This is a genomic window from Saccharothrix syringae (genome assembly GCF_009498035.1).
Lineage (GTDB): Bacteria > Actinomycetota > Actinomycetes > Mycobacteriales > Pseudonocardiaceae > Actinosynnema > Actinosynnema syringae.
The window spans coordinates 957,355-980,275 of the sequence record NZ_CP034550.1 but is presented as its reverse complement, the minus strand read 5'-3'; the positions used below and the strand labels follow the sequence as shown (position 1 = coordinate 980,275).

At 75.7% G+C, this 22,921-nt stretch carries 19 protein-coding genes; 7 read left to right on the top strand and 12 right to left on the bottom strand.

The genetic code is table 11. The features are described 5' to 3' along the window. Positions 1-13: 13 nt before the first annotated feature. The 7 genes from EKG83_RS04655 to EKG83_RS04630 form a co-directional block, all read right to left on the bottom strand. Positions 14-1,144 (bottom strand): bifunctional RNase H/acid phosphatase, encoded by a 1,131-nt coding sequence (locus EKG83_RS04655; protein WP_033430344.1) that lies wholly within the window; start codon positions 1,142-1,144, stop codon positions 14-16. Next, the gene (locus EKG83_RS04650) at positions 1,141-1,878 is read right to left on the bottom strand and encodes a zinc ribbon domain-containing protein (RefSeq protein WP_033430345.1); all 738 of its coding nucleotides are present in this window, start codon (positions 1,876-1,878) and stop codon (positions 1,141-1,143) included. Before EKG83_RS04650 ends, EKG83_RS04655 begins: the two co-directional genes overlap by 4 nt. Then, the gene (locus tag EKG83_RS04645; protein ID WP_033430346.1) at positions 1,875-3,017 is read right to left on the bottom strand and encodes a Nif3-like dinuclear metal center hexameric protein; all 1,143 of its coding nucleotides are present in this window, start codon (positions 3,015-3,017) and stop codon (positions 1,875-1,877) included. Before EKG83_RS04645 ends, EKG83_RS04650 begins: the two co-directional genes overlap by 4 nt. Further along, positions 3,014-4,057 carry an Rv2231c family pyridoxal phosphate-dependent protein CobC gene (cobC, locus tag EKG83_RS04640; protein WP_033430347.1) on the bottom strand — a complete coding sequence of 348 codons (1,044 nt, stop codon included), beginning with the start codon at positions 4,055-4,057 and terminating at the stop codon, positions 3,014-3,016. Before cobC ends, EKG83_RS04645 begins: the two co-directional genes overlap by 4 nt. A gap of 10 nt (positions 4,058-4,067) precedes the next feature. Beyond that, positions 4,068-5,054 (bottom strand): polyprenyl synthetase family protein, encoded by a 987-nt coding sequence (locus tag EKG83_RS04635; protein WP_228122500.1) that lies wholly within the window; start codon positions 5,052-5,054, stop codon positions 4,068-4,070. Between the two features lie 46 nt (positions 5,055-5,100). After that, positions 5,101-5,226: a hypothetical protein gene (locus EKG83_RS48885; protein WP_265590316.1), complete on the bottom strand. Its 126-nt coding sequence runs from the start codon at positions 5,224-5,226 to the stop codon at positions 5,101-5,103. Between the two features lie 158 nt (positions 5,227-5,384). Further along, positions 5,385-5,849: a hypothetical protein gene (locus EKG83_RS04630; RefSeq protein WP_033430348.1), complete on the bottom strand. Its 465-nt coding sequence runs from the start codon at positions 5,847-5,849 to the stop codon at positions 5,385-5,387. Between the two features lie 74 nt (positions 5,850-5,923). On the opposite strand from EKG83_RS04630, the gene EKG83_RS04625 reads away from it, so the two are divergent. The 4 genes from EKG83_RS04625 to EKG83_RS04610 all read left to right on the top strand — a co-directional run bounded on the left by EKG83_RS04625 (position 5,924) and on the right by EKG83_RS04610 (position 9,521). After that, positions 5,924-6,385 carry a low molecular weight protein-tyrosine-phosphatase gene (locus tag EKG83_RS04625; RefSeq protein WP_033430349.1) on the top strand — a complete coding sequence of 154 codons (462 nt, stop codon included), beginning with the start codon at positions 5,924-5,926 and terminating at the stop codon, positions 6,383-6,385. 815 nt (positions 6,386-7,200) lie between these two features. Beyond that, positions 7,201-8,031: a fructosamine kinase family protein gene (locus EKG83_RS04620; RefSeq protein ID WP_084716303.1), complete on the top strand. Its 831-nt coding sequence runs from the start codon at positions 7,201-7,203 to the stop codon at positions 8,029-8,031. A gap of 7 nt (positions 8,032-8,038) precedes the next feature. Continuing rightward, on the top strand, positions 8,039-8,602 hold the full coding sequence (locus EKG83_RS04615; RefSeq protein ID WP_033430350.1) for a DUF1349 domain-containing protein: 564 nt from the start codon (positions 8,039-8,041) through the stop codon (positions 8,600-8,602). A gap of 16 nt (positions 8,603-8,618) precedes the next feature. Continuing rightward, positions 8,619-9,521, top strand: a complete 903-nt coding sequence (locus tag EKG83_RS04610; RefSeq protein ID WP_084716304.1) for an SURF1 family cytochrome oxidase biogenesis protein — start codon at positions 8,619-8,621, stop codon at positions 9,519-9,521. Here EKG83_RS04610 and EKG83_RS04605 read toward each other — a convergent pair. After that, positions 9,469-10,443, bottom strand: coding sequence for a cobalamin biosynthesis protein (locus EKG83_RS04605; RefSeq protein ID WP_033430351.1), 975 nt, complete (start codon positions 10,441-10,443; stop codon positions 9,469-9,471). The genes EKG83_RS04610 and EKG83_RS04605 overlap by 53 nt on opposite strands. Before the next feature lie 52 nt (positions 10,444-10,495). Between EKG83_RS04605 and EKG83_RS04600 the strand changes: the two genes are divergently transcribed. The 3 genes from EKG83_RS04600 to EKG83_RS48880 are packed head-to-tail and all read left to right on the top strand — an operon-like array spanning position 10,496 to position 17,531. Further along, positions 10,496-11,974, top strand: coding sequence for a DUF2397 domain-containing protein (locus EKG83_RS04600; RefSeq protein WP_033430352.1), 1,479 nt, complete (start codon positions 10,496-10,498; stop codon positions 11,972-11,974). Beyond that, a complete protein-coding gene (locus EKG83_RS04595) occupies positions 11,974-13,143 on the top strand; it encodes a TIGR02678 family protein (protein ID WP_033430353.1) in 1,170 nt (389 codons plus the stop codon). The genes EKG83_RS04600 and EKG83_RS04595 overlap by 1 nt, the downstream gene beginning before the upstream one ends. After that, positions 13,140-17,531: an SbcC/MukB-like Walker B domain-containing protein gene (locus tag EKG83_RS48880; protein WP_033430354.1), complete on the top strand. Its 4,392-nt coding sequence runs from the start codon at positions 13,140-13,142 to the stop codon at positions 17,529-17,531. The genes EKG83_RS04595 and EKG83_RS48880 overlap by 4 nt, the downstream gene beginning before the upstream one ends. A gap of 144 nt (positions 17,532-17,675) precedes the next feature. Here the strand turns inward: EKG83_RS48880 and EKG83_RS04585 are convergent, their stop codons facing one another. From EKG83_RS04585 to EKG83_RS04570, 4 genes are all read right to left on the bottom strand, one after another. Continuing rightward, positions 17,676-18,878: an ROK family transcriptional regulator gene (locus EKG83_RS04585; protein ID WP_033430355.1), complete on the bottom strand. Its 1,203-nt coding sequence runs from the start codon at positions 18,876-18,878 to the stop codon at positions 17,676-17,678. Positions 18,879-19,199: 321 nt separating this feature from the next. Next, positions 19,200-20,150 (bottom strand): NAD(+) diphosphatase, encoded by a 951-nt coding sequence (nudC, locus tag EKG83_RS04580; protein ID WP_033430356.1) that lies wholly within the window; start codon positions 20,148-20,150, stop codon positions 19,200-19,202. Further along, a complete protein-coding gene (locus tag EKG83_RS04575) occupies positions 20,147-21,535 on the bottom strand; it encodes a M16 family metallopeptidase (protein WP_033430357.1) in 1,389 nt (462 codons plus the stop codon). The genes nudC and EKG83_RS04575 overlap by 4 nt, the downstream gene beginning before the upstream one ends. Beyond that, positions 21,532-22,818 carry a M16 family metallopeptidase gene (locus EKG83_RS04570; RefSeq protein ID WP_033430358.1) on the bottom strand — a complete coding sequence of 429 codons (1,287 nt, stop codon included), beginning with the start codon at positions 22,816-22,818 and terminating at the stop codon, positions 21,532-21,534. The genes EKG83_RS04575 and EKG83_RS04570 overlap by 4 nt, the downstream gene beginning before the upstream one ends. Positions 22,819-22,921 lie beyond the last annotated feature (103 nt).

Sequence of the window (22,921 nt, the reverse complement as noted above, 5' to 3'; positions counted from 1 at the left end):
CCGACGCGGTCGGCTAACCCAGGTGCGAGGTGTCGTTGACCAGGCGCACGGAGGCGTGCCCGTCGGGGTAGAACTCGACCAGCGACAGCGACGCGAGGTCCAGGTGCAGCCGGAACAGCAGTGACGGGCCGACGTCCAGCGCCACCCGCAGCAGCTGCTTGATCGGGGTGACGTGGCTGACCACCACCACGGTCGCGCCGCCGTGGCGGGCGATGAGGTCGGCGCGCGCCCGTCGCACGCGCTGCTGCACCTGGTCGAAGCTCTCGCCGCCGGGCGCGGGCACGGACGGGTCCGCCAGCCAGCGCCGGTGCAGCTCCGGGTCGCGCGCGGCGGCCTCGGTGAACGTCAGGCCCTCCCACGCCCCGAAGTCGGTCTCCACCAGGCCGTCGTGGGTGCTCAGCCCGGCGCCGGTGGCGGCGGCCACGGCGCGCGCGGTCTCCGCGGCGCGCCCCAGCGGGGAGGACACCACGGCGGCGACGCCCTCGACCTTGCCCAGCCGCCGGGCCGCGGCCTCGGCCTGGGCCCGGCCGACGTCGGTGAGCGGCGGGTTGCCGCGGCCGGAGTAGCGGCGGGCCACCGACAGCTCGGTCTGCCCGTGCCGCAGCAGGTAGAGCCGGGTGGGCTCGCCGACCGCGCCGGTCCACGACGACGGCGGTGCCTGCTCGGCCGCCGGGGGCCCGGGGCGCTCGGCCTGCCGCGGCTCGGGGCCCGCCCGCGCGGCCTCCCGGGGCCGCCGCTCCACGCCCGCCTGCTCGTCCATGGCCTCGTTGGCGAGCCGGTCCGCGCGCTTGTTGCGCTCGCGCGGCACCCACTCGTAGCCGACCCGGGCGAACTCCCGGGCCAGCTCGCGGGCCTGCGCGTTGAGCGGCTGCATGGCCGGGTGCTTGACCTTCCAGCGGCCGGACATCTGCTCGACCACGAGCTTGGAGTCCATCCGCACGACGACCTCGGACGCGCCCAGCTCGGCCGCCGCCCGCAGGCCCGCGAGCAGGCCCTGGTACTCGGCGACGTTGTTGGTGGCCACGCCGATGCCCGCGGACCGCTCGGCCAGCACCGCGCCGTCGGCGTCGAGCACCACGGCGCCGTAGCCGGCGGGCCCGGGGTTGCCGCGCGACCCGCCGTCGGCCTCGACGAAGACCCTCACAGGCCGGATTCCGCGGTGCGGACCATGATCGCGCCGCACTCCTCGCACTGCACGACCTCGTCCGCGGGCGACTCCTTGACGTGGGCCAGGGCGCTGCGGTCCAGCTCGATGCGGCACGCGCCGCAGCGGCGGGACTGGAGCAGCGCGGCCCCGGTGCCCTTGTGCGCCCGCACCCGGTCGTAGAGGGCCAGCAGCGGTTCGGGGAACTGGCCGAGCATGGTCCTGCGCTCGGCGGTGCGCCTGGCCTCGGTGGTCTCCAGGTCGGCCAGGGCGGAGTCGCGGCGGCGGGCCGCGTCGGCCAGGGCCTCCTGCGCCTTGTCCAGCTCGACGCGGGCGTGCTGCACGTCGGCCTCGACGGCCTCGCGGCGCTCCATCAGCTCCAGCAGGTCGTCCTCCAGCGCGCCGCGGCGGCGGCCGAGGGTGGCCAGCTCGTGCTCCAGGTCGGTGAGCTGCTTGGCGCCGACGGTGCCGCCCTGGAGCAGCCCGCGGTCGCGCTCCTCGCGGGCCCGGACCTGGTCGATCTCGGTCTCCTGCCGCTTGACCTCGCGCTCCAGGTCGCCCAGGTTCGTCTCGACCAGGGTCAGCGCGTCCTGCTTGGCGCGCAGCACCTTCTCGGCCTCGGCGATCTCCGCCAGCTCGGGCAGCGTGCGGCGGCGGTGGGTCACGCGCGCCAGCTCGGTGTCGACCTGGGCGAGGTCGAGCAACCGGCGCTGCACGGCGGGATCGGCTTTCACGGGGTTCCTCCTGTCCGGCTCGTCGCGCCGACGGTCCACGGGTCGGTCCGGCGGGTCGAGACGACGACTTCGACCGTACCGCCGAACGCGGCGCGCACGACGTCGGCCGCCTGACCGCACCACGGCCACTCGCTGGCCCAGTGCGCCACGTCGACCAGGGCGGGCCCGCCCGCGGCCAGGTGCTCGCCCGCCGGGTGGTGGCGCAGGTCGGCGGTGACGTAGGCGTCGACGCCCGCGCGGACGGCGGCGGACAGGTAGCCGTCGCCGGCGCCGCCGCACACCGCGACCCGCCGCACGGGCCGGTCGGGGTCGCCCGCCGCGCGCACGCCCCAGGCGGTGGCGGGCAGGGCGTCGGCGACGCGCTGGGCGAACGCGCGCAGCGGCTCGGCGGCGGGCAGTTCGCCGACGCGCCCGATGCCGGTGTCGGAGGGCAGCTCGGCGACCTCGTTGAGGTTGAACGCCGGCTCCTCGTAGGGGTGGGCGGCGCGCAGGGCGCGCACCACGTCGGCGCGCAGCCGGCGGTCGAGCACGACCTCGACCCGCGTCTCGGCCACCCGCTCCGGCCTGCCGGGCTCGCCGATCGCGGGCGCCGCGCCCGCCAGCGGGCGGAACCGGCCGGTGCCGTCGACGGTCCACGCCGCGTCGCGGTAGTCGCCCACGGCGCCCGCGCCGGCCGCGTGCAGGGCGTCGAGGACCCGCTCGGCGTGCCCGACCGGCACGTGGGCGGCCAACACGTCGAGCCGGCGGGCGGGGGCCGGGGACAGCGGCCCGGTGACCCGCAGGCCCAGGGCGGCGGCCAGCGCGTCGGACACGCCGGGGTTGGCCGCGTCGGCGTTGGTGTGCGCGGTGTGGAGCGCCACGCCCGCGCGGATCAGCCGGTGCACCAGGGCGCCCTTGGGGTCGTCGGCGGGCACCCCGTTGACGCCGCGCAGCATCAGCGGGTGGTGCGCCACCAGCAGCTGCGCGCCCACCTCCAGCGCCTCGTCCACAGTGGACCCGGTCGGGTCGACGCAGAACAGGACCTTCGTGACCGGTTCGGCGCGGTCGCCGCACACCAGGCCCACCGCGTCCCACGACTCGGCGGTGCCCGGCGGGTAGGCGGCCTCCAGCACCGCCAGCACGTCCCCGAGGGTGGTCATCGCTCCTCCAGCACCACGCGCAGCGCGTCCACCAGCAGCGCGAACTCCTCGGGCGCGCGCACCGCGACGCGCAGGTGGTCGGCGGTCAGGCCGGGGAAGGTGTCGCCGCGCCGCACGGCCACGCCCTTGTCGCGCAACGCCCGCCGCACCCGCTCCCCGTCGGGCACGCGCAGCAGCACGAACGGCGCGGCGGGCGGCACGACCACCAGGTCGCCCAGCCGCGCCACGGCCAGCGACGTGTGCTCGCGCGCCTCCCACGCCAGCTCGTCGGCCTGCGCCACGGCCTCGGGCGAGCAGCACGCGGCGACCGCCTCCAGCACCAGGCTGCCCACCGGCCACTGCGGCCGGGGCAGCGCGAGCCGGGCCAGCAGCTCCGGGGCGCCCAGGAAGTAGCCCGCGCGCAGCCCGGCCAGGCCCCACGTCTTGGTCAGGCTGCGCAGCACCAGCAGGCCGCCCAGGTCGCCGCGGCCGGCCAGCGACTCGGGCTCGCCGGGGATCGCGTCGGCGAACGCCTCGTCCACCACCAGCACCCGGCCGGGCCGGGCCAGCGCCGCGACCACCTCGGCCGGGTGCAGCACGGAGGTCGGGTTGGTCGGGTTGCCCAGCACCACCAGGTCGGCCTCGTCGGGCACGAGCTCGGGCCGCAGCCGGTAGGCGTCCTCGGGCCACAGGTGCACCCGCTGCACGGGCACGCCCGCGTCGCGCAGCGCCACCTCGGGTTCGGTGAACGACGGGTGCACCACCGCGGCCAGGCCCGGGTGCAGGTGCGGCAGCAGGGCGAAGCCCTCGGCGGCGCCGTTGAGCACCAGCACCTCGTCCGGCGACCGGCCGTGCCGCGCGGCGACGGCCTCGCGGGCCCGCAGGTCGGCGGCGGCGCCCGGGTAGGCGCCCAGGGTGCCCAGGGCGGCGGCCAGCCGGTCGCGCAGCCAGCCCGGCGGCGCCGGCACCCGCACGTTCACCGCGAAGTCCGCCAGTCCTGGCGCGGCGTCGACGTCCCCGTGGTGGCGCAGCAGCGCCCGGCCGGAATCCTGGCTGGTCACCGCGCGGAGTCTAGGCGATCTGCGAGGCCGCCCAGTCGAGGTAGGCCCCGGGCAGCTCGCGCAGCACGTCCAGCGCCGGCGAGGCGGGCAGGTCGGGCAGCGCGCGCACGGCCCGCGCGGCCAGGGAGGTGCAGTGCGCGAGCGTGTCGGCGACCATGCTGGTCTGCCGCAGCCCGGCCAGCAGCCCGGCCAGCTCGGCGTCGGTCAGCCCGCGGCCGCGCTCGCGCAGCAGCCGGCGCTGCTCGTCGGTCAGGGCGCGCAGCAGCGGGAAGGTGTAGACGCCCTGGCGGACGTCGTTGCCGACCGGCTTGCCCAGGCGGCGCGAGGTGGACGCCAGGTCCAGCAGGTCGTCGAGGACCTGGAACACCACCCCGAACAGCGCGCCGTAGCGGGCCAGGGCGGCGGTGGTGGCCCCGTCGGCGTCGGCGCAGTGCCCGGCCAGCTCGCAGCCCACCTCGAACAGCGCGCCGGTCTTGCGCTCCACCGAGCGCAGGGCGCCCTCGGGCGTGCGGTCGGCGTCGAAGAGGTCCAGCACCTCCAGCACCTGGCCCTCGACCAGGTCGGCCACGGCGCGGGCGAGCAGGGCCGCGGCGTGCGGCGAGACGCGCTCCAGCGCGACCTGGCTGGCGCGGGCCAGCATGAAGTCGCCGACCAGCAGCGCGGGCCCGGTGCCCCAGGCCGCGTTGACCGTGCGCACGCCGCGCCGCTCGGTGGCGCCGTCCATCAGGTCGTCGTGCACCAGCGAGCCCGCGTGCAGCAGCTCCACGCACGCCGCGGCGGTGACCGCCTTGTCCGGCACGGTGCCGGACACGGCCAGGGACCCGGCCAGCACCAGGATCGGGCGCAGCCGCTTGCCGCCCGCGGCGGTGATGCGGCCGGCGTGCTCGTTCACGACCGGCAGCGACGACGATGTCGCCAGCCGCCGCACCTCGTCCTCGACCAGTGGCAGGGCCCGGACCAGGTCGGGCATGGTGGGCGTGAGCTTCGCGGTGGTCACGGGGCGATCGTCGCCCGGCCCGGCTGAGAGGCGGCTGAGACCGCGGTCAGACCACCGAGTTCCAGACCACCGAGGCGAGCACCGCGAACAGGATGACCGCCGCGCTCAGCAGCAGGTGCGCGGGCGAGGGCACCTCGCACCCGGCCAACCGGCACGGCGACGGCTCGTTCACCGCTCCCCGGCCTTCCTCGGGCGCCCCGGCGCACCCGCCCGCCCCGGCCGCTCCGAATGGGACGGACGGACCCGGCGAGCGACACACGTGCGAGACATTCGCGTTCCTTCCCCCGTGCATTACCTACGCATTGTCCGTCGGAAACGCGCGCCCGTTCGTTACCCGTTCTCCCGCTTTCGCATGCTTTCCTCCGCGGCGGACAGGAACCGGTCCCGCTCCTGCCTGGCCCGCCGCCGCCGCTCGCGCTCGCGCACCCACGCCAGCACGTCGTCGGCCTGCGACGCGGCCGCCTCGCGGTAGAACTCGCCCTCGAACCACCACCACGACCGGATGCCGTGCCGGGCCACGCGCACGGGCTGTTCCCGCTGCGACACGTCCAGTGACGGGAAATCGGCGACCGGCCGCGGCGGGCAGCCCGTGCCGACGAAGAAATACCTTTTGCGGAACAAAAAAGTGCGATGGGTGAAGAACCCCGCATTGGGGTCGGGCGCCAGGCCGCCGGGCGAGGTCACCGGGCGGGGCCGGGCGAACGCGGGCGTCCGCGGCCACGACCGGCGCCGCAGCACCACCGCCACGACGACCGCCAGGACCGCGAGCGGCACGACGACAGCGACCACGGACATCGAACAAACCCCCAACGAGAGCGGTCGCCGCGCGCGCTCCGACAGCGGCGCCCGGCCTGGCAGACTGCCCTGCCGTGACGCTCCACGTGACCTTCATCTGCACCGGCAACATCTGCCGTTCCCCAGTGGCCGCGATCATATTCCGGGAGCACCTGCGGCGAGCCGGCCTGGGTGACCTCGTCGAGGTGACCAGCGCGGGCACCGGCGGCTGGCACGTGGGCGACCCGGCCGACCCGCGGGCGGCCAAGTCGTTGGCGGACAACGGTTACCCGACCGAGCACGTTGCCGCCCAGGTGGGTGGCGACCACCTCGACGCCGACCTGCTGGTGGCGCTGGACTCCGGGCACGCCCGCGCCCTGCGGCGGATGGTGGCCGACCCGGGGCGGGTGCGGCTGCTGCGGTCGTTCGACCCCGGTGCGGACGGGGTCGACGTGCCCGATCCCTACTATGGGGACGAGGCCGGGTTCGGGCGGGTGGTCGCGATGGTGGAGGCGGCCGTGCCGGGGTTGCTGGCTTGGACGCGCGAGCGGTTGTGAGCGGTGGGCGGTGGGGGCTGTCCGGTGCGGGCTTCGCCGGGGTCCCCTGGGCGGGCAGGGTTCCGGCAAAGTCGTTTGTGCTGTTCAGGTGGTGATTCCGGGGAGTTGGAGCGTTCGTTGGGGGTTGCGGGCCATGGTTCGCAACCCCTTGGCGATGTCGGTGTGGCCGGTGTGTCGCAGTGCGTTGATGGCGAGGGTGCGCGGGGAGGCCATGACGCGGGCGGGGTGGGCGTCGTCGCCGGTCGGGCTGCCGACCCCGAGCCCGGCGAAGGCGCCGCGCCGGCCGGTGGCGTGGCAGGCCCGGTAGCGCCCGACGGGGAACGCGGTAGCGGCGTGGGGAGGTCGACGTCGCCGAAGCCGTGGTCCCCGAGCGGGGCGACCCGGACGGCGCGCGGTTCAGTGCGGCCGTGTCCTCGGCCCTCGAAGACCGGGCAGGGCATGTCGTCCCCGGGCGGCGAATCGGGGTGGGGGTAGACCCTCGGCCGGCATGACGCAACGCCGCCGGCAGGTGCACCCCGCTGCCACCGGCCCGACCGAACGTCCCGGCCACCGACTTGCCGTCCACCGCCACCGCCACCGACGGCACCGGACACCGGGCAGGATGACAAGGCGGACACGGCACTCCCCGGACCATGCGACACAGACACTCACATGATCACCCCGGAGCGCCGTGCCCACCCGCATTCAAACCCTGAACAGCACAAACGACTTTGCCGGAACCCTGCCCGCCCAGGGGACCCCTGCTTCTATCCTGCCGGCCAACCCCGACACCCGGCGTCGCCCCGACCCGGCCTGTGGACAACCCAGGAGGAGCCGTGACACCCGAGGACGCGGCGACCGCGCTGACCGGCGTCCCCGCCACCGCCACCAGGCGGATCGGCGCCTCGGTCTGGGAGGTCGACCTGGCCGACGGCGACGTGGTCGTCGCGAAGCGGCACCCCGACCCGAACGCCGTGCTCGCCGAGGCCGCCTCCCTGGAGTGGCTGGCCGAACCCGCCGCCCCGCCGGTCCCCGCGGTCCGCGGCCACGACGACCGGTGGCTGGTCGTGGACCACGTCGAACCCGGCCACCCGTCACCGGCCGCCGCCGAGGAGTTCGGGCGTGCGCTGGCCCGCCTGCACGCGACGGGCGCGCCCGCGTTCGGCGCCCCACCACCGGGCGGCCCGACCGAGGCCGCCATCGGGCCGGCCCCCATGCGCAACGTCCCCGCGCCCACCTGGTCCGACTGGTTCCGCGAGCACCGCATCGCCCACTACGCCCGCCTGGCCGTCGACGCCGGCGCGCTGACCCCCGACGAGGCCCGCCTCGTCGAGGCGGTCCGCGTGGAGGCGCCGGACGAGCCACCGGCCCGCCTCCACGGCGACCTGTGGCACGGCAACGTGCACTGGGCCGCCGACGGCCGGGCGTGGCTGATCGACCCCGCCGCCCACGGCGGTCACCGGGAGACCGACCTCGCCATGCTCGACCTGTTCGGCTGCCCCCACCTCGACCGCGTCCTGGCCGCCTACCGCGAACTGGCCCCGCCGGCCGACGGGTGGCGCGAGCGCGTGCCGCTGCACCAGCTGTTCCCCGTGCTGGTGCACGCCGTGCTGTTCGGCCGGGGTTACGCCCAACAGGCGTTGGCTGCCGCCCGCGCGCTGAGATGATTGTCCGATGGGTATCGAACTTTTCGGCCGGGACGACTGGCGCTGGTTCAACGAGCCGCGCTCCTGGGGCACCGACGGCGGCGTGACCGTCACCGCCGACCCGGGCACCGACTTCTGGCGCACCACGCACTACGGCTACGACCGCGACTCGGGGCACGTCCTGGGCGTGCCGGTGATCGACGACTTCGCCGTCACGGCGTCGTTCACCGCCGACTACACCGACCAGTACGACCAGGCCGGCATCTCGCTGCGCGTCGACGAGCGCAACTGGATCAAGGCGGGCGTGGAGCTGGTGGACGGCGAGTTCCAGATCAGCACCGTCGTGACCAGGGACTTCTCCGACTGGTCGGTGGTGGGGGTCGGCCGGGTCGACCGGGTCACCATCGCCGCCGAGCGCACGGGCGACGCGGTCACCCTGCGCTACGGGCTGGACGACGCCGACCCCACCGCCCTGCTGCGCCTGGCCTACTTCCCGCCGGAGGGCGGCGTGCTGGCGGGGCTGATGGCGGCGGCGCCGACGGGGTCCGGTTTCACCGCGCGCTTCGACCGGGTGCAGGTCACATCGGACTAGGGCTTACCGTGGTGACGTGCGGTTGAAGTTCCTGTTTCGCCCCGGCTGGCTCGCGCTGACGCTGGCGGTCTGGGTGTTCGCGGGCGCGTGCTTCACGCTGCTCGCCCCCTGGCAGTTCAGCCGTGACGCCGAGCGGGAGGCGCAGAACGACGCCGTCACCACGGCCGTGCGCACCGACCCCGTGCCGGTGGAGTCGCTGCTGGACCGGCCCAACGACGAGTTCGAGTGGCGCCGCGTCACGCTGGCCGGCCGCTACCTGCCCGAGGGGCAGGCGGTGGCCCGGCTGCGCACCGTGCAGGGCGAGGCCGCGTTCGAGGTGCTGACGCCGTTCGAGCTGGCCGGCGGGCAGGTCGTGCTGGTCGACCGCGGCTACGTGCGGCCGGTCAACGGCATCCGGGTGCCCGACCTGGCGCCCGTGCCGACCGGGGACGTGACGCTGGTCGCGTGGACCCGGCGGGGCGAGTCGGACGACCGGGACGCGTTCGACCAGGACGGCCGGCGGCAGGTGTACGCGATCAACGCGGCCGTGGTGGGCCGGGCCGCCGGGCTGGACATCCGGCCCGGCTACTTCCAGCTCACCGAGGGCCAGCCGGGCGTGGAGGGCGCGCTGCCGCTGCCCAAGCTGGACGCGGGGCCGTTCTTCTCCTACGCGCTGCAGTGGATCGCGTTCGGCGTGATGGCGCTGGGCGGCTGGCTGTACTTCACCGTGCGCGAGGCCAGGCCCGGCGGCGCGCTGACCGACGACCGCCCGGTCAGGCGGAAGTCCGTGGCCGAGATGCTCGCCGAGGACGAGGCCAGGGCCGAGGCCGCGGACGACGCCGGGGCCGGGGCCGGGGCCGGGGGCCGGACCGGGGTCGACGCCGGGGTCAGCGACCGGGCCGGTGACCAGGCCGCGAGCCGGGCCGCAGGCGGGGCCTGAGCAGGGCGACGACCGCGGTCACGGCCGCCGCCGAGGCGCCGACCACCCGCGACAGCTCCACCGCCCGCGTCACGTGACCCGCGTCGGGGTTGCGGCCGTGCCCGAGCACCGGCCGGTCCTCCGCGCCGTGCGCGTACACCGTGCGCCCGCCCAGCCGGATCTCCAGCGCGCCCGCGAACGCCGCCTCCACCTGCCCGGCGTTGGGGCTCGGGTGCGCCGAGGCGTCCCGCCGCCACGTCCGCCACGCCTCGCCCGCCGAACCGCCGACGACCGGCGCCCCGGCCGCGGTGAGCAGCGCGGCCAGCCGCGACGGCAGCAGGTTCGCCACGTCGTCCAGGCGCGCGGCGGCCCACCCGAACCGCCGGTAGCGCGGGTTGCGGTGGCCCACCATCGCGTCGAGCGTGTTCACCGCGCGGTAGCCGAGCAGCCCGGGCACGCCCGCGACCGCGCCCCAGAACAGCGGGGCGACCACGGCGTCGGACGTGTTCTCCGCCACGGACTCCACGGTCGCCTTCGCCAGGCCCGCGGTGTCCAGCCGCGACGGGTCGCGCCCGCACAGGTTGGGCAGGCGGTCGCGCGCCGCCGCCAGGTCGCCGCCGTCGAGCTCGCGGCCCATCGCGGTGCCCTCGTCGGCCAGCGACGCCCCGCCGAGCACCACCCAGGTGGCCGCGGCGGTGGTCAGCGCCCGCACCGCCTCGCGGCGCCCGGCCAGCCGCTCGACCGCGACGCCCGCCAGGACCGCCCCGCCGACCAGCGCGGCGGTGTGCGCCGCCCCGGCGACCCGGTCGTCCCGGTAGACCCTGCGCTCCAGCCCCGCCGCCACGCGGCCGAACCCCGCCACCGGGTGGTACCTCCCGGGATCGCCGAGCACGGCGTCGGCGGCCACGCCCACCAGCAACCCCACAGCGCGCCCCAGACTCACAGGGGGCACGGTAGCCCCGGCCCGTCGGACCCCCGCACTAGGGTGGGCAGGCGTGGAACCAGCCCGCCTCAAGCTCTACGCGTACCTGGACGCGCGCGACCACCAGCGCACGTACCTGGCCATCATGCGGCTGTTCACCTCCACGCTGCTGGCCGACCTGTCCGCGGGCGAGGTGGCGGGCGCCCTGGCCGGCGCCGAGCGCGAGGGCCGGGTCGACCCCGGCGAGTCGCGCATCGAGAACGTGATCAACCGGCTCCGGCAGCTGGTCGAGTGGGGCAACCTGGTGCAGGGCAGGCGCGAGGTGGTGGCCTCCAGCATCGCCGAGTTCCAGCACGGCAGCGTGCGCTACCAGGTGAGCAAGCTCGCCGTGCGGGTGCAGCGCGACGTGGACGAGCTGCTGCGCGTGCCCGAGGGTGCGCGGGAGGTGTCGCGGGAGCTGCTGCCCGCCGTGGAGCGCGGCCTGGGGCAGCTCGGGCGGACGCTGGCCGAGGCGCTGTCGGGCGACGCGCGGCGGCCGCGGGAGGTGCTGGCCGAGCAGGTCACCACGCTGTTCCTGCAGCACGCCGAGCTGGCCGCGACCGTGCGCGACTTCTACGCCTACCTCGGGCAGGTCGTGACCCGGCACCACCTGGCGCCGGAGGAGATCTCCGGGTTCCGCAACCTGCTGGTCGAGTACATCCAGATGGTGGTGGAGGACGTGCTGCGGCACACGCCCGCCATCGCCGACGAGCTGGCGCGGCTGGGCGCCGCCCGGTCCGGGCTGCTGGCCCTGCTGGGCAGCGCCGACCTGGGCGAACGGGTGGAACGCGCGCGCGGCCGGTCCGCCGAGGACTGGCAGGAGCTGACCGACTGGTTCGTGGACCGGCCGGGCAGGCCCAGCCAGGTGACGGCGCTGCGCGAGGCGACCGCGCGGGCCATCGGGTCGCTGCTGGCCAGCGTGAAGCGGGCCACCTCCGGCGGCGGGCTGCTGCCGGGCAGGCGCGCCGAGCTGCTCAAGCTGGCCGCGTGGTTCGACGAGGGCCCGGCGGCGCGGGGGCACCGGCTCTACGCGGCCGCGTTCGGCCTGCACCCGTCCCGGCACGTCTCGCCCGCGCCGGAGCACGACCGCGACGACGAGCGCACCCCGTGGCGCGACGGGCCGGTGGTGGACGTGCCGGTGAGCGTGCGCAGCCGCGCCGACCGCGGCGGGCGCGGGCGGGCGTCGCGCATCCTGGACGACCCGATGACCGAGCAGTCGCTGCTGGCCGAGGCCCGCGAGGCCGACGAGCGGCGGGCCGCGTCGGTGGCCGAGCTGGCGGCCGCGGCGCCCCGGCTCGACACCGCCACGCTGTCCGGCGGCGCCCTGGGCGTGCTGTGCGAGCTGCTGACCCTGGCCATGGCGCAGCGCGACACCGCAGCCGACCCCGGTTCGGCCACCGACCCGGTGCGCGGGCTGCGGGTGACCGTCTCCCCCGCCCGCGGGCAGGTGACCCGGATCCGCTCCGCCGCGGGCACGCTGACCCTGCACGACTCGACGCTGGTGCTCGACTGATGTTCGACGACCTCTCCGAGATCGACGCGGCCGACGTGGTGCGGTGCGCGCGCACCCTGCTGCGGCGGCCCCTGCTGCGCGCCGACGGTCCCGACGGCGAGCTGGTGGCCCTGGTCTACCGGCACCGCGTGGCGCTCCAGGACCTGTTCGCCCGGCTGCTGGGCTACCGGCTGGTGGTGGAGCGGCGGTTCGCGCGGCTCTACAAGTCCGGGCCGGGACCCGACGACTCGCGCGGCGTGCCCGGCATGTCGCCGCGCGGCTACGCCTACCTGGCGCTGACGCTGGCGGTGCTCACCGGCATCGGCCGGCAGGCGCTGCTGTCGCGGCTGGTCGCCGACATCCGCGCGGCCGCCGCGGAGGCCGGCATCGAGGTCGTCGACGACGTGGCCGACCGGCGCGCGCTGACCTCGGCGCTGCGGCACCTGGTGTCGCTGGGCGTGCTGCACGAGACCGAGGGCACCGTCGACGTGCAGGCGGAGGCGCTGATCACGGTCGACACCGACCTGCTCGGGCAGCTGCTGACCGGCCCGGTGGCCGAGGCCACCACGCCCGAGCGGCTGGTCGAGCTGGCGGCCCGGCCGGGACCGCGCGGCGTCGAGCACGCGGTGCGGCGCAGGCTCGTGGAGGACCCGGTCGTGCTCTACGCCGACCTGCCGCCCGAGCAGGCCGACTGGCTGCGGCGCCACCAGCGCAAGGAGACCGCGCTGCTGGAGGCGTGCTTCGGGCTGCGCACCGAGTGCCGCGCCGAGGGCGTGCTGGCCGCCGACCCCGAGGACTACCTGACCGACCTGTACTTCCCGGGCACCTCGACGGTGGCCCGGATCGCCCTGCTGGCGCTGCCGCCGCTGCTCACGGCGCCACCGCGCCCGGACGGCAGGCACCCCGTCACCGCCGACGCCCTGCGCGCCGAGTGCGCGCGGCTGGTGGCCGACTACCCGACCGCGTGGTCCAGGCAGTTCACCGACGACCTCGACCGGCTGGTCGACGAGGTGCTGGAACTGCTGCGCCGCACCGGCCTGGCCGTGCCGACCGACGACGGCTGGCTGCTCAACCCCGTCGCGCACCGGTGGGTGCCGGTGCCCGACGGCGACCCCGAACGTGAAGTGGAACGACCGGTGGCCGTCCCGGCGGAGCCGAGCTGGTCGCTGTTCGATGAGGAGACCGCGTGAACAGGTGGCGGCTGCACAGGGGCGGCATCGTCAACGTCTGGCAGTACACCGAGCAGGTGTTCGACTTCTCCGGCGGGCGCGCGATCTTCCAGGGCACCAACGGCTCCGGCAAGTCGCGCACCCTGGAGCTGCTGCTGCCGCTGTGCCTGGACGGCGACCTGCGGCAGGTCGGCTCGAAGGGCTTCGACACGGTGTCGCTGCGGCGCCTGATGCTCGACGACTACGACGGCGGCCCCAACCGCATCGGGTACGCGTGGGTCGAGCTGACCCGCGACTCCGGCGAGTACCTGACCTGCGGGCTGGGCGTGAAGGCGTCCAAGACCTCGCAGGCCATCACCGACTCGTGGCGGTTCGTCACCCCCGCGCGCGTGGGCCACGACCTCCGGCTCACCGTCGACCGCACCCCGCTGGGCCCGGCGCAGCTGCGCGAGGCGATCGGCGCGGACTGCGTGCTGGAGGAGGCCGCGTTCCGGGCCAAGGTCGCCGAGGCGGTCTACGGCGTGCCCGCGGCCCGCTACGGCGACCTGCTGCACCTCCAGCGCACCCTGCGCAACCCCGACGTCGGGCTGAAGGTGCTGGAAGGACAGCTGGAGCAGATCCTCTCCGACGCGCTGCCGCCGCTGGACCAGGCGATGGTCGAGCAGCTGGCCACCTCGTTCGACGACCTGGAGTCCATCCGGGAGAACATCACCCGGCTGTCGACCGCGGACGCGGCGCTGGGGACGTTCCTCAAGACGTACTCGGACTACGCGTTCGCCGGGCTGCGCACCGCCTCGGACCGGCTCGGCGCCGCCGAGGACGGCGTGCGCAAGCTGGAACGCGCGTCGGGCAGGCTGACCGCGTCGCTGGAGGAGACCCTGGCGACCCGCGCGGCGGCCGAGCACTCGCTGGCGGCGCTGGAGGCGTCGGAGCAGCGGGCCGAGGAGACCATCGGGGCGCTCAAGGAACTGCCCGCGTTCCGCGACCTCCAGGATTTGCAGACGCGCGAGAAGCTGGTCGCGGAGAAGCGGTCGTCGGCGCTCGCGGCCCTCGACGTGGCGAACAAGCAGCGCCTCCAGGAGGACGGCGCGGTCGACGGCGTGCTGCGCCTCCTGCGGCGCCTGGCCGAGGACCTGGGGACCGCGGAGGAACTGGTGGAGCCGCTGCGCCACCACCTGCGGGCCGCCGGCCTCGACCCGGCGGCGGTGCCCGACGTGCCGCGGGTCGGCGTGGTCGAGGCGGAGGTGCGCACGGAGTCGGTGCGGGCCAAGCCGGACCCCGAGGCGGAACCGCTGCCCATCGAGCGGCGCGTGCCACCGGTGGTGGCGGACCTGGAGCTGGAACCGGTGGTCGGGCGGGCGGCGGAACTCGCGTCGCTGGCCCGGCAGCGCGGTGCGCTGGTGCTGGCGCTGGACGAGCGGGCCGCCGAGGTCGAAGCCGCCCAGCGGCAGGTGGACGTGCTGCGGCAGACCGCGCGGGATGCCGGGGAGGCCGCCACCGAGGCCGCCGCGCTGCGCGACCGGGAGGCGCGGGAACTGGCCGAGGTGGCCCAGGCGTGGCTGGCGGAGGTCGACGCGTGGCGCACGGCGGCCCCCGCGACCCCCCAGCCGACCGACGACCTGGCCCTGCCCGCATCGGTCGACCCGGCCGCCGCGCGAGCCCTCGCCGGTGCCGCGCGCGAGTGGGCGGGCCCCCCGCTGGCGGTGGCGCGGGAGGCGGCGCACGCGGTCGCGCAGCGCCGGGCCGCGTTGGCGGGGGCGATCGACGAGCGGGACGCGGAGCTGGCGGCGCTGCGGTCGGGGACGTCCCGGGTGCCCGAGCGCGGGCGGTTCGCGTCGGCGGAGCGGGACGTTTCGACGGGCGCGCCGTTCTACCGCCTGGTTGACTTCCACCAGTCGGTGTCGGCGGAGGAGCGGGCCGGGTTGGAGGCGGCCCTGGAGGCGTCGGGACTCCTGGACGCCTGGGTCACACCTTCGGGTGAAGTGGCTCCGAAGATGTACGGAAACGGCGTTACCGATCATCGGTTGAGAGAATCGGACGCCGAAACCACCCCGCCCATCCCGACCACGACCACCTCGACCCCGACCACGACCGCCCGCAGCGCGGCCGACGACGCAGCAGCCCCACCCGACAACACAGCCACCACCACGACCACCGGCACCGCCGCAGCGACCAGCCCCACCACGGCCGCGACGGCAACGGCCACCGGCAGCGCGGTCACGGCCACCGCCACCACGGCAACGGCCGCCGGCCACGTGACCGCCGGCCACGCAGCAGCCGGGCACGCGGCCCCTGGTCAGGCAGCACCCGGCCACGCAGTCGCCAGCCAGGCGACACCCGGCCACGCAGCCCCCGGCCACGCAGCCGGCGGTGACGTGATCGCGGTGGTCGGCCCCCCGGTGCCGGGCCCGTCGCTGGCCTCGGTGCTGGTCCCGGAGATCGAGCCGGGCTCGCCGGTGCCCGAGTCGGTCGTGGCCGGCCTGCTCGCGTCGGTCTCGCTGGACCGCGGCACCTTCGCGGTGGCGACCGACGGCAGCTGGCGGGCGGGCGTGCTGGCGGGCGCGTGGCACAAGGACGTCGCCGAGTTCATCGGCGCCGGCGTGCGCGAAGCGGCCCGCCGCCGCCGGATCGCCGAGCTGGAGGACGAGCTGGCGGCCCTGCGCGCGGACCTGGGCGAGGTCGAGCGCGACCTCGCCGCGGCGCGCGCCTCGGTCGAGGCGTGGGAGGCCCACCTGGACCGGTTCCCCACCGACCGCGAGCTGGTGACCCGCCACGGCCGGCTCAACGCCGCGCAGGAGAGCGCCGACCGCTCGGCCCGGCGCGCGCAGGAGCTGCGGAGCGAGTTGGAGCAGGTCGAGGCCCGCTGCGAGGCGGCGCGCGCCGCGCTGGTCCGGCAGGCCGGTGACGCCGGGCTGCCCTCGACGACCGAGGGCCTGCGCGAGGCCCGCAACGCCGCCGCCGAGGCCCGGCGTGCCGCCGACCGGTTGGGTGACGTGCTGGGTCGCCAGTGCCGGGGCACGGTGGCGGACCTGACCGACGCCGGTCACCGCTACCACGCGGCGGTGGCGGATCGCGTGGTGGCCGAGGAGGAGGCCGAGGCGCGGTGCCTGGACTACGCGACGCAGTCCTCGGCGCTGGCCGAGCTGACCGACGCCATCGGCGGCGAGGCCCGCGAAATCGCCGGACAACTGTCCGATTTGGAGCGTTCGCGGCGGGAGATGCGCGCGGAGATCAAGGGTTTGCGGGAGGACGTCACGTCCGCCCGCGAGCAGGCCGCGAAGTTGTCCGCCCAGTTGGAGACCACGGCCGAACAGCTCGACCAGGCGCGGGGGGCGGCGGACCGCGCGGCCGAGCACTTCCGGGCGACCGTCGGGGCGCCGGGCATCGTGGCGGCCGCGCTGCCGGACGTGCCCGCGGACGTGACGTCGGTGCGCGCCGCGCTGCTCGGGGCCGACCGGCGCGGCGCGAGCGAGGCGACCGTGATCGCCAGGCTGCAGGCGCTGCAGACGTCGTTGGCCGGCAGCCACGACATCGCGGCCGACCAGCACGCGGGGCTGCTGACGGTGATGGTCACCGGCGAGGAGGGCGCCCGGCCGGTCGCCACCGCGGCGCGCCGGGTGACGGAGAAGCTGGTCGAGCAGCGGGGTTTCCTGGACGACCGCTACCAGGGCATCTTCGCCGACTACCTGATCCGCGACCTGGCCGAGTGGCTGCGCGGGCAGATCGCGGTGGCCGAGGACCTGTGCAAGCGGATGAACGAGGTCCTGGCCCGGGCCAAGTCCAGCCAGGGCGTGCACGTCAAGCTGGCGTGGCGGTACTCGGCCGCGCTGGACGAGGAGACCCGCGACGCCCTGGCCCTGGTCCGCCTGCCCTACGCCGAGCGCGACCCGGAGCAGGACGCGACCCTGCGCAAGGTGTTCACCGAGCGGATCGAGCAGGAGCGGGACGCCCACACCGGCAGCTACGCCGAGGTCCTGGCCAGGGCGCTGGACTACCGGACGTGGCACCAGTTCACCGTCACGGTCGCCGACACCGGGCCGGACGGCGGGCCGCGCGAACGCCGGTTGCGGCAGCTGTCGTCGGGTGAGACGCGGCTGATCTCCTACGTCACGCTGTTCGCCGCGGCGGCCTCGTTCTACGACGCGGTGAGCGACGACTTCTCGCCGCTGCGGCTGGTGCTGCTCGACGAGGCGTTCGAGCGGCTGGACGACCCGACGATCGCGCGCATGCTCGGCCTGCTGGTCGACCTCGACATGGACTGGGTGATCACCTGGCCCAGCGGGTGGGGCGTGTCCGACAAGATCCCGCGCATGCACATCTACGACGTGTTGCGCCCGCGCAACGGGCGTGGTGTCGCGTGCATCCAGACGACGTGGGACGGCGCCGCGCTCGACCGGGTCGACCCCTGACCGGGCCGACCCCTCACCGGGCCACCGCCCGCCGGCGGGCGGTGGTCGGGCACGGCCGCGCCCCGCGCGGGTTCGGGGGTTCGGCAGCCGGCCTCACCGGTCAGCCCCTCACCGGTCGGCCTTCCGGCGGTCGGCCCCTGACGGTCAGCCCACCCGGCTGGGCGCGGTGCGCCGCACCCCGCCCCCGGCGAGGAAGTCGGCCACCGGCAGCGTCGCCGCGCCCAGCGCCACCGACTCGGGCCCCAGCTCGCACAACGTGATCGACGCCTGCTCGAACGACCGGTGCAGGGCGTGGCGCGACGCCTCGGCACGCACGTCGTCCAGGATTCGCGCGCCGAGCAGCAGCCCGGCCCACCCGCCGACGATCACCCGCGCCGGGTTGAACAGGTTGATCAGGTTCGCCACGCCCAGCCCCGCGTAGCAGGCGGTCTCGGCGAGCACGCCCCGCGCGGCCGCCGACCCGTCCGCGACCAGCGCCGCTAACGCCGCCTCCTGCTCGACGGGCACGTCCGGCCTGACCGCCCGGTACCGCTCGACCACGCCGTACGCGCCGATGTACGCCTCCAGGCACCCCCGCGCGCCGCACCGGCAGGGCCGGCCGTCGAGGGCGACGGTCGTGTGACCCCACTCCCCCGCACCGCCCGACGAACCGCGGTAGAGCACGCCGTCGGCGATGACGCTCGCGCCGACGCCCGACCCGATCAGCGCCACCACCGCGTCACCCGTGCCGCGCCCCGCGCCGAACCACACCTCGGCCTGGCCCAGCGTGTTCGCGCCGTTGTCCAGGAACAGCGGCAGGTCGGTGCCCGCGCGCAGCATCCGCTCCAGGGCGACGCCGTGCCACCCCACGGTCTGCGCGTACACCAGCCCCCGCTCGACGAACCCGGGCACGCCGATGCCTACGCCGAGCACGTCCCGGGCCCCGCTGTCGCGCAGGCACCGGTCCAGCCCGTCGAGGACCCGCGCGGCGACCTCGTCGATCGAGTGCGCGTCCGGTTCCATCGGGAACGTGGCCTCGGCGCGGCGGCGCAGGGTCAGGTCGAACACCTCAACCAGCACGTGGGTCTCGCCGACGTCGACGCCGACCACCGCCGTGTGCGCGGGGTTGACCCGCAGCAGCACCCGCGGCCGCCCGCCGTCCGAGTCGACCTGCCCGGCCTCCACCACGACGCCCTCGGAGATCAGCTCGCCGACGACGTTGCTGACCGACGCCTGGCTCAGCCCGGTGCTGCCGGCCAGCTCCTGCCGGCTGCGCGGCTCGTCGAAGTACAGCGCGCGCAGCACCCGCGCCCGGTTGCCGGTGCGCAGGTCGCGCACGGTCAGCTTGCGGTGCACGGCGACCCCCATCGGGCGAGTTGGCGAAGTCCTGCCACAAGGGCGCGGTGGACACACGACGTTATCCCCCGCGCGCCCCCGCAGGTACCTGATTCGCCGCGCGCCGCCGATGCTCCCGGCCCGAACCACCCGCCAGAGACCGCGAGAGCCCCCGCGAGGCGCGCCTGCACGACCCGCACCCCCGGCGCGCGCCCGAGCAAGCCGGCCCGAGCAAGCCGGCACAGCCCGCACCCGACCGGGACGACACCGACCGAGACCGGGCCGACCCGGCCAAGTCACCCCGGCCTGGCTCAACCCGGTCTGGTCACACCCCGTCCGGTTCGCCGCGAAGCCCTACCCGGCGGCCGCCCAGGACTGGATCATCCGGTAGGCGATGGACGCCCCCGGCGCGAGCAGCAGGTCCGGCACGCTGCCCGGCTCGGCCAGCGCCCGCCGCACGTCGACGCGGTCGACCCACTTGGCCTGGGCGATCTCACCGTCGGCGAGGCGCAGCGGTTCGCCCGGGTCGGCCACCGCCTCGAAGCCCACCATCAGCGACCGCGGGAACGGCCACGGCTGGCTGCCGAGGTAGCGGATCCCGCCCACCACGACGCCGACCTCTTCCTCGATCTCCCGCGCGACGCACGCCTCCAGCGACTCGCCCGCCTCGACGAACCCGGCCAGCACCGAGTACCGCCCCTCGGGCCACCCCTCGCCGCGGGCCAGCAGGACCCGGTCGGCGCCGTCGTGCACCAGGCAGATCACGGCCGCGTCGGTGCGCGGGTACTCCTCGCGCCCGCACTGCTCGCAGACCCGCGCCCACCCCGACTTCACCGACTCCGTCCGCCCGCCGCACGCGGAGCAGAACCTCGCCGAGCGGTGCCAGTGGAACAGCGCCACCGCCGAGGTGAACAGCCCGGCGCCGGTGTCGTCCAGCAGCGCGCCGACGGCCCGCAGGTCGAGCCACTGCGGTTCGTCGGTCAGCTCGGGCCGGAACCACGCCCGGCCGGGTGGCGCCACGACGTCCGTCTCGTCCTCGGTCCGCGGCACCGCCCAGTACGCCACGCCGTCCTGCTCGCCGAGCAGCACGGCGGTGTCGGGCGGCGCGTCGCCGAAGTCGGTGGCGGGGCGGTCGACCAGGCGCGTCCCCCGGTCGGCCACCAACGTCCGGCCGTGCGCGTCGATGGTGAGGACGCGCGCCTTGGGCCACAGCTGCGCGATGCGCTGCCGGTCACCGCGCAGCGGCTCCCGGCGGTCGACGGTGAACCGCGACAGGGCCGGCAGCTCCACCAGGTCGAAGCTCACGGCAGGGTCACACCGCCCAGGGCCCGCAGCTTCGGGGACAGCTGCTCGGCATCGCCCACCACCACGCCGGTGAACGCGCTGGGCGCGAAGAACTCCAGCGCCACCTCGGCGACCTGCTCGACGGTGACCGCGGCCAGCCGCTCCGGGTGCCCGAGGAACCAGTCCACGCCCAGCCCGAGGCCGGCGAGGTTCACCAGGAACGACGCCAGCCCGCCCTGCGACGACGTCGAGGTCAGCAGCGACCCGATGGCGTACCGGCGCGTGGTGTCGACCTCGGCCTCCGTCGGCGGCACCAGGCCCATCCGGGCCAGCTCGTAGCGGGTCTCCAGCAGCGCCGCCGCGGTGACCTCGCTCGCCGTGTCGGCGTCGACCAGCAGCGTGGCACCGCCCGGCGTGAACTCCGGGTGCGACCGCGCGTGGTAGGTGTAGCCCTTGTCCTCGCGGATGTTCTCCACCAGCCGGGAGGAGAAGAACCCGCCGTACACCAGGTTCGCCAGCTGCAGCGCCGGGTACCGCTCGTCGGTGCGCTCCAGGCCGCGCGCGGCCAGCCGGATCTGCGACTGCACGGCACCCTGCCGGTGCACCAGCAGCAGGTCGCCGCCGCGCACCACCGGCAGCGGCGACAGCGCCACCGCGGTGCCCTCGCCGGTCCAGCCGCCCAGCGCGCCCTCGACCGCGCGCACCGCCGCGTCCGGCGCCAGGTCGCCGACGACCACCAGCACCGCCCCGCGCGGCAGGACGGCCGCCGCGTGCAGCGCCCGCACGTCGTCCCGCGTCACGACCGCGACCTCGTCCGCCTCGGGCATCTCCTTGGCGAACGGGTGGTCGCCGTACAGGTGGCGCTGCAACGCCTCCCGCGCGATCACGTTCGGCTGCGACCGCGCCAGCCGGATGCGCTCGACCAGCCGGCCGCGCTCCCGCTCGACCTCCTCGTTCGGGTATGTCGCCCCGGTCAGCGCGTCCCGCAGCACGTCCAGCAGCGTGTCGAGGCCGGTCACCAGCGCGTTGCCGGAGAAGGCCAGCCGCTCCGGGTCCACCACCGCGTCCAGCTCGCCGCCGACCAGCGCCAGCTCGGTGTCGACGTCCACCCGGCTGCGGGTGGCGGTGCCGGTCAGCACCGTGTTCGCCAGCACCTCGGCGCGCGCCGCGTGCGCCGAGCCGGTGCTCGACGTGGCCGGGTCCGCGAACGGGATCCGCAGCCGCAGCTCCACCAGCGGCACCGAGGACCGGCGCACCGCGATCACCCGCAGGCCGTTGGCCAGCGTCGTGTCCACGCTGTCCAGGTCGGCCGCCGCCCGCTGCTCGCCCAGCTCCGGGAACGGGCGAGGCCCGAGCGCCGTACGGCCGATCTCCTCGGCGCTGCGGTGCTTGGTCGGGGCGCTCACTCGTTACCTCCACTTGCCGGGTTGAGGATCAGGACGGCGCGCGAGTCCGGCCGCAGCGCCTTGGCCGCCGCGGCGACCTCGTCGGTGGTGATGCCGGACAGCTTCTCCGGCAGCTCGTACAGCAGCTCGGCCCGCCCGAACAGCAGTTCGGCCGACCCGAGGCCCAGCGTCCGGCTGGTCAGCCGGTCGTGCTCGCGGTGCATGGTCGACACCCACCGCGCGGTGACCTTCGCCAGCTCCTGCGCGGTCGGACCCTCCTCGGCCAACCGCAGCAGCTCCTCGTCCACCGCCGCGATGACCTGCTCGGCGGTCACCTCCGACGGGTGGATCGCGGTGATGCTGAACGTGTCGGGGTCGCGCGCCTCCAGCGGCCCGAACAGACCGCACCCGGCGCCGACGTCCACCACGATGCCGTCGCGGTGCACCAGCCGCTGCTGCAGCCGCGACCCGTCGCCGTCGGTCAGCACTCCGGCCAGGACCAGGTAGGCGAGGTAGCCCTCCACCTCGTTCACCGGGTCCGGGACGCGGTAGCCCAAGGCGATGGCGGGCATCGGCGCGTGCTGGTCGGTGTGCTCGGCGCGCACCTCGCCCCTCGGCGCCGCCTCGGCGAACGAGGGCCGGGACGGCACCGGGCGGGCGGGCACGTCACCGAAGTGCTTCTCGACGAGCGCCTTCGCCTCCTCGTGGTCGAAGTCGCCCGCCACCGTCAGCACGGCGTTGCCCGGCGCGTAGTAGGTGTCGAAGAACGCGGCGCAGTCGTCCACGGTGGCGTTCTCCAGGTCGGTGAAGTCGCCGTAGCCGTTGTGCGCGTTCGGGAAGGTCTGGAACAGGACCGGTGGCAGGAGGATCCAGGGGAACCCCCCGTACGGCCGGTTCAGGACGTTGAGTCGGATCTCCTCCTTCACCACGTCGATCTGGTTGCGCAGGTTCTCCTCGGTGATCTTCGGCGCCCGCATGCGGTCCGCTTCGAGGAAGAGCGCCCGCTCCAGTGCCGCCGACGGCAGCACCTCGTAGTAGTCGGTGTAGTCGGGGTGCGTGGAGCCGTTGAACGTGCCGCCCGAGGACTGCACGTGCCGGAAGTGCGCGAGCTTCTCCAGGCTCTCGCTGCCCTGGAACATCAGGTGCTCGAAGAGGTGCGCGAACCCCGTCCGCCCCTCCGGTTCGGAGCGGAAGCCCACGTCGTAGTGCACGCTCACCCCGACGACCGGGGCGCTGCGGTCTGGTGCGAACACCACCCGCAGGCCGTTGGGGAGCGTGAACCTGTGCAGTTCCGGTAGCGCCATGAACGCAGCCTACGGGTTCGAACCGCCACCCGGGCCGCAGGTCACCCGCCGGCCGCACCGCCCTCGTACGCCCGTCGCAAACCGGCCGGGTTCGGACCGGCCG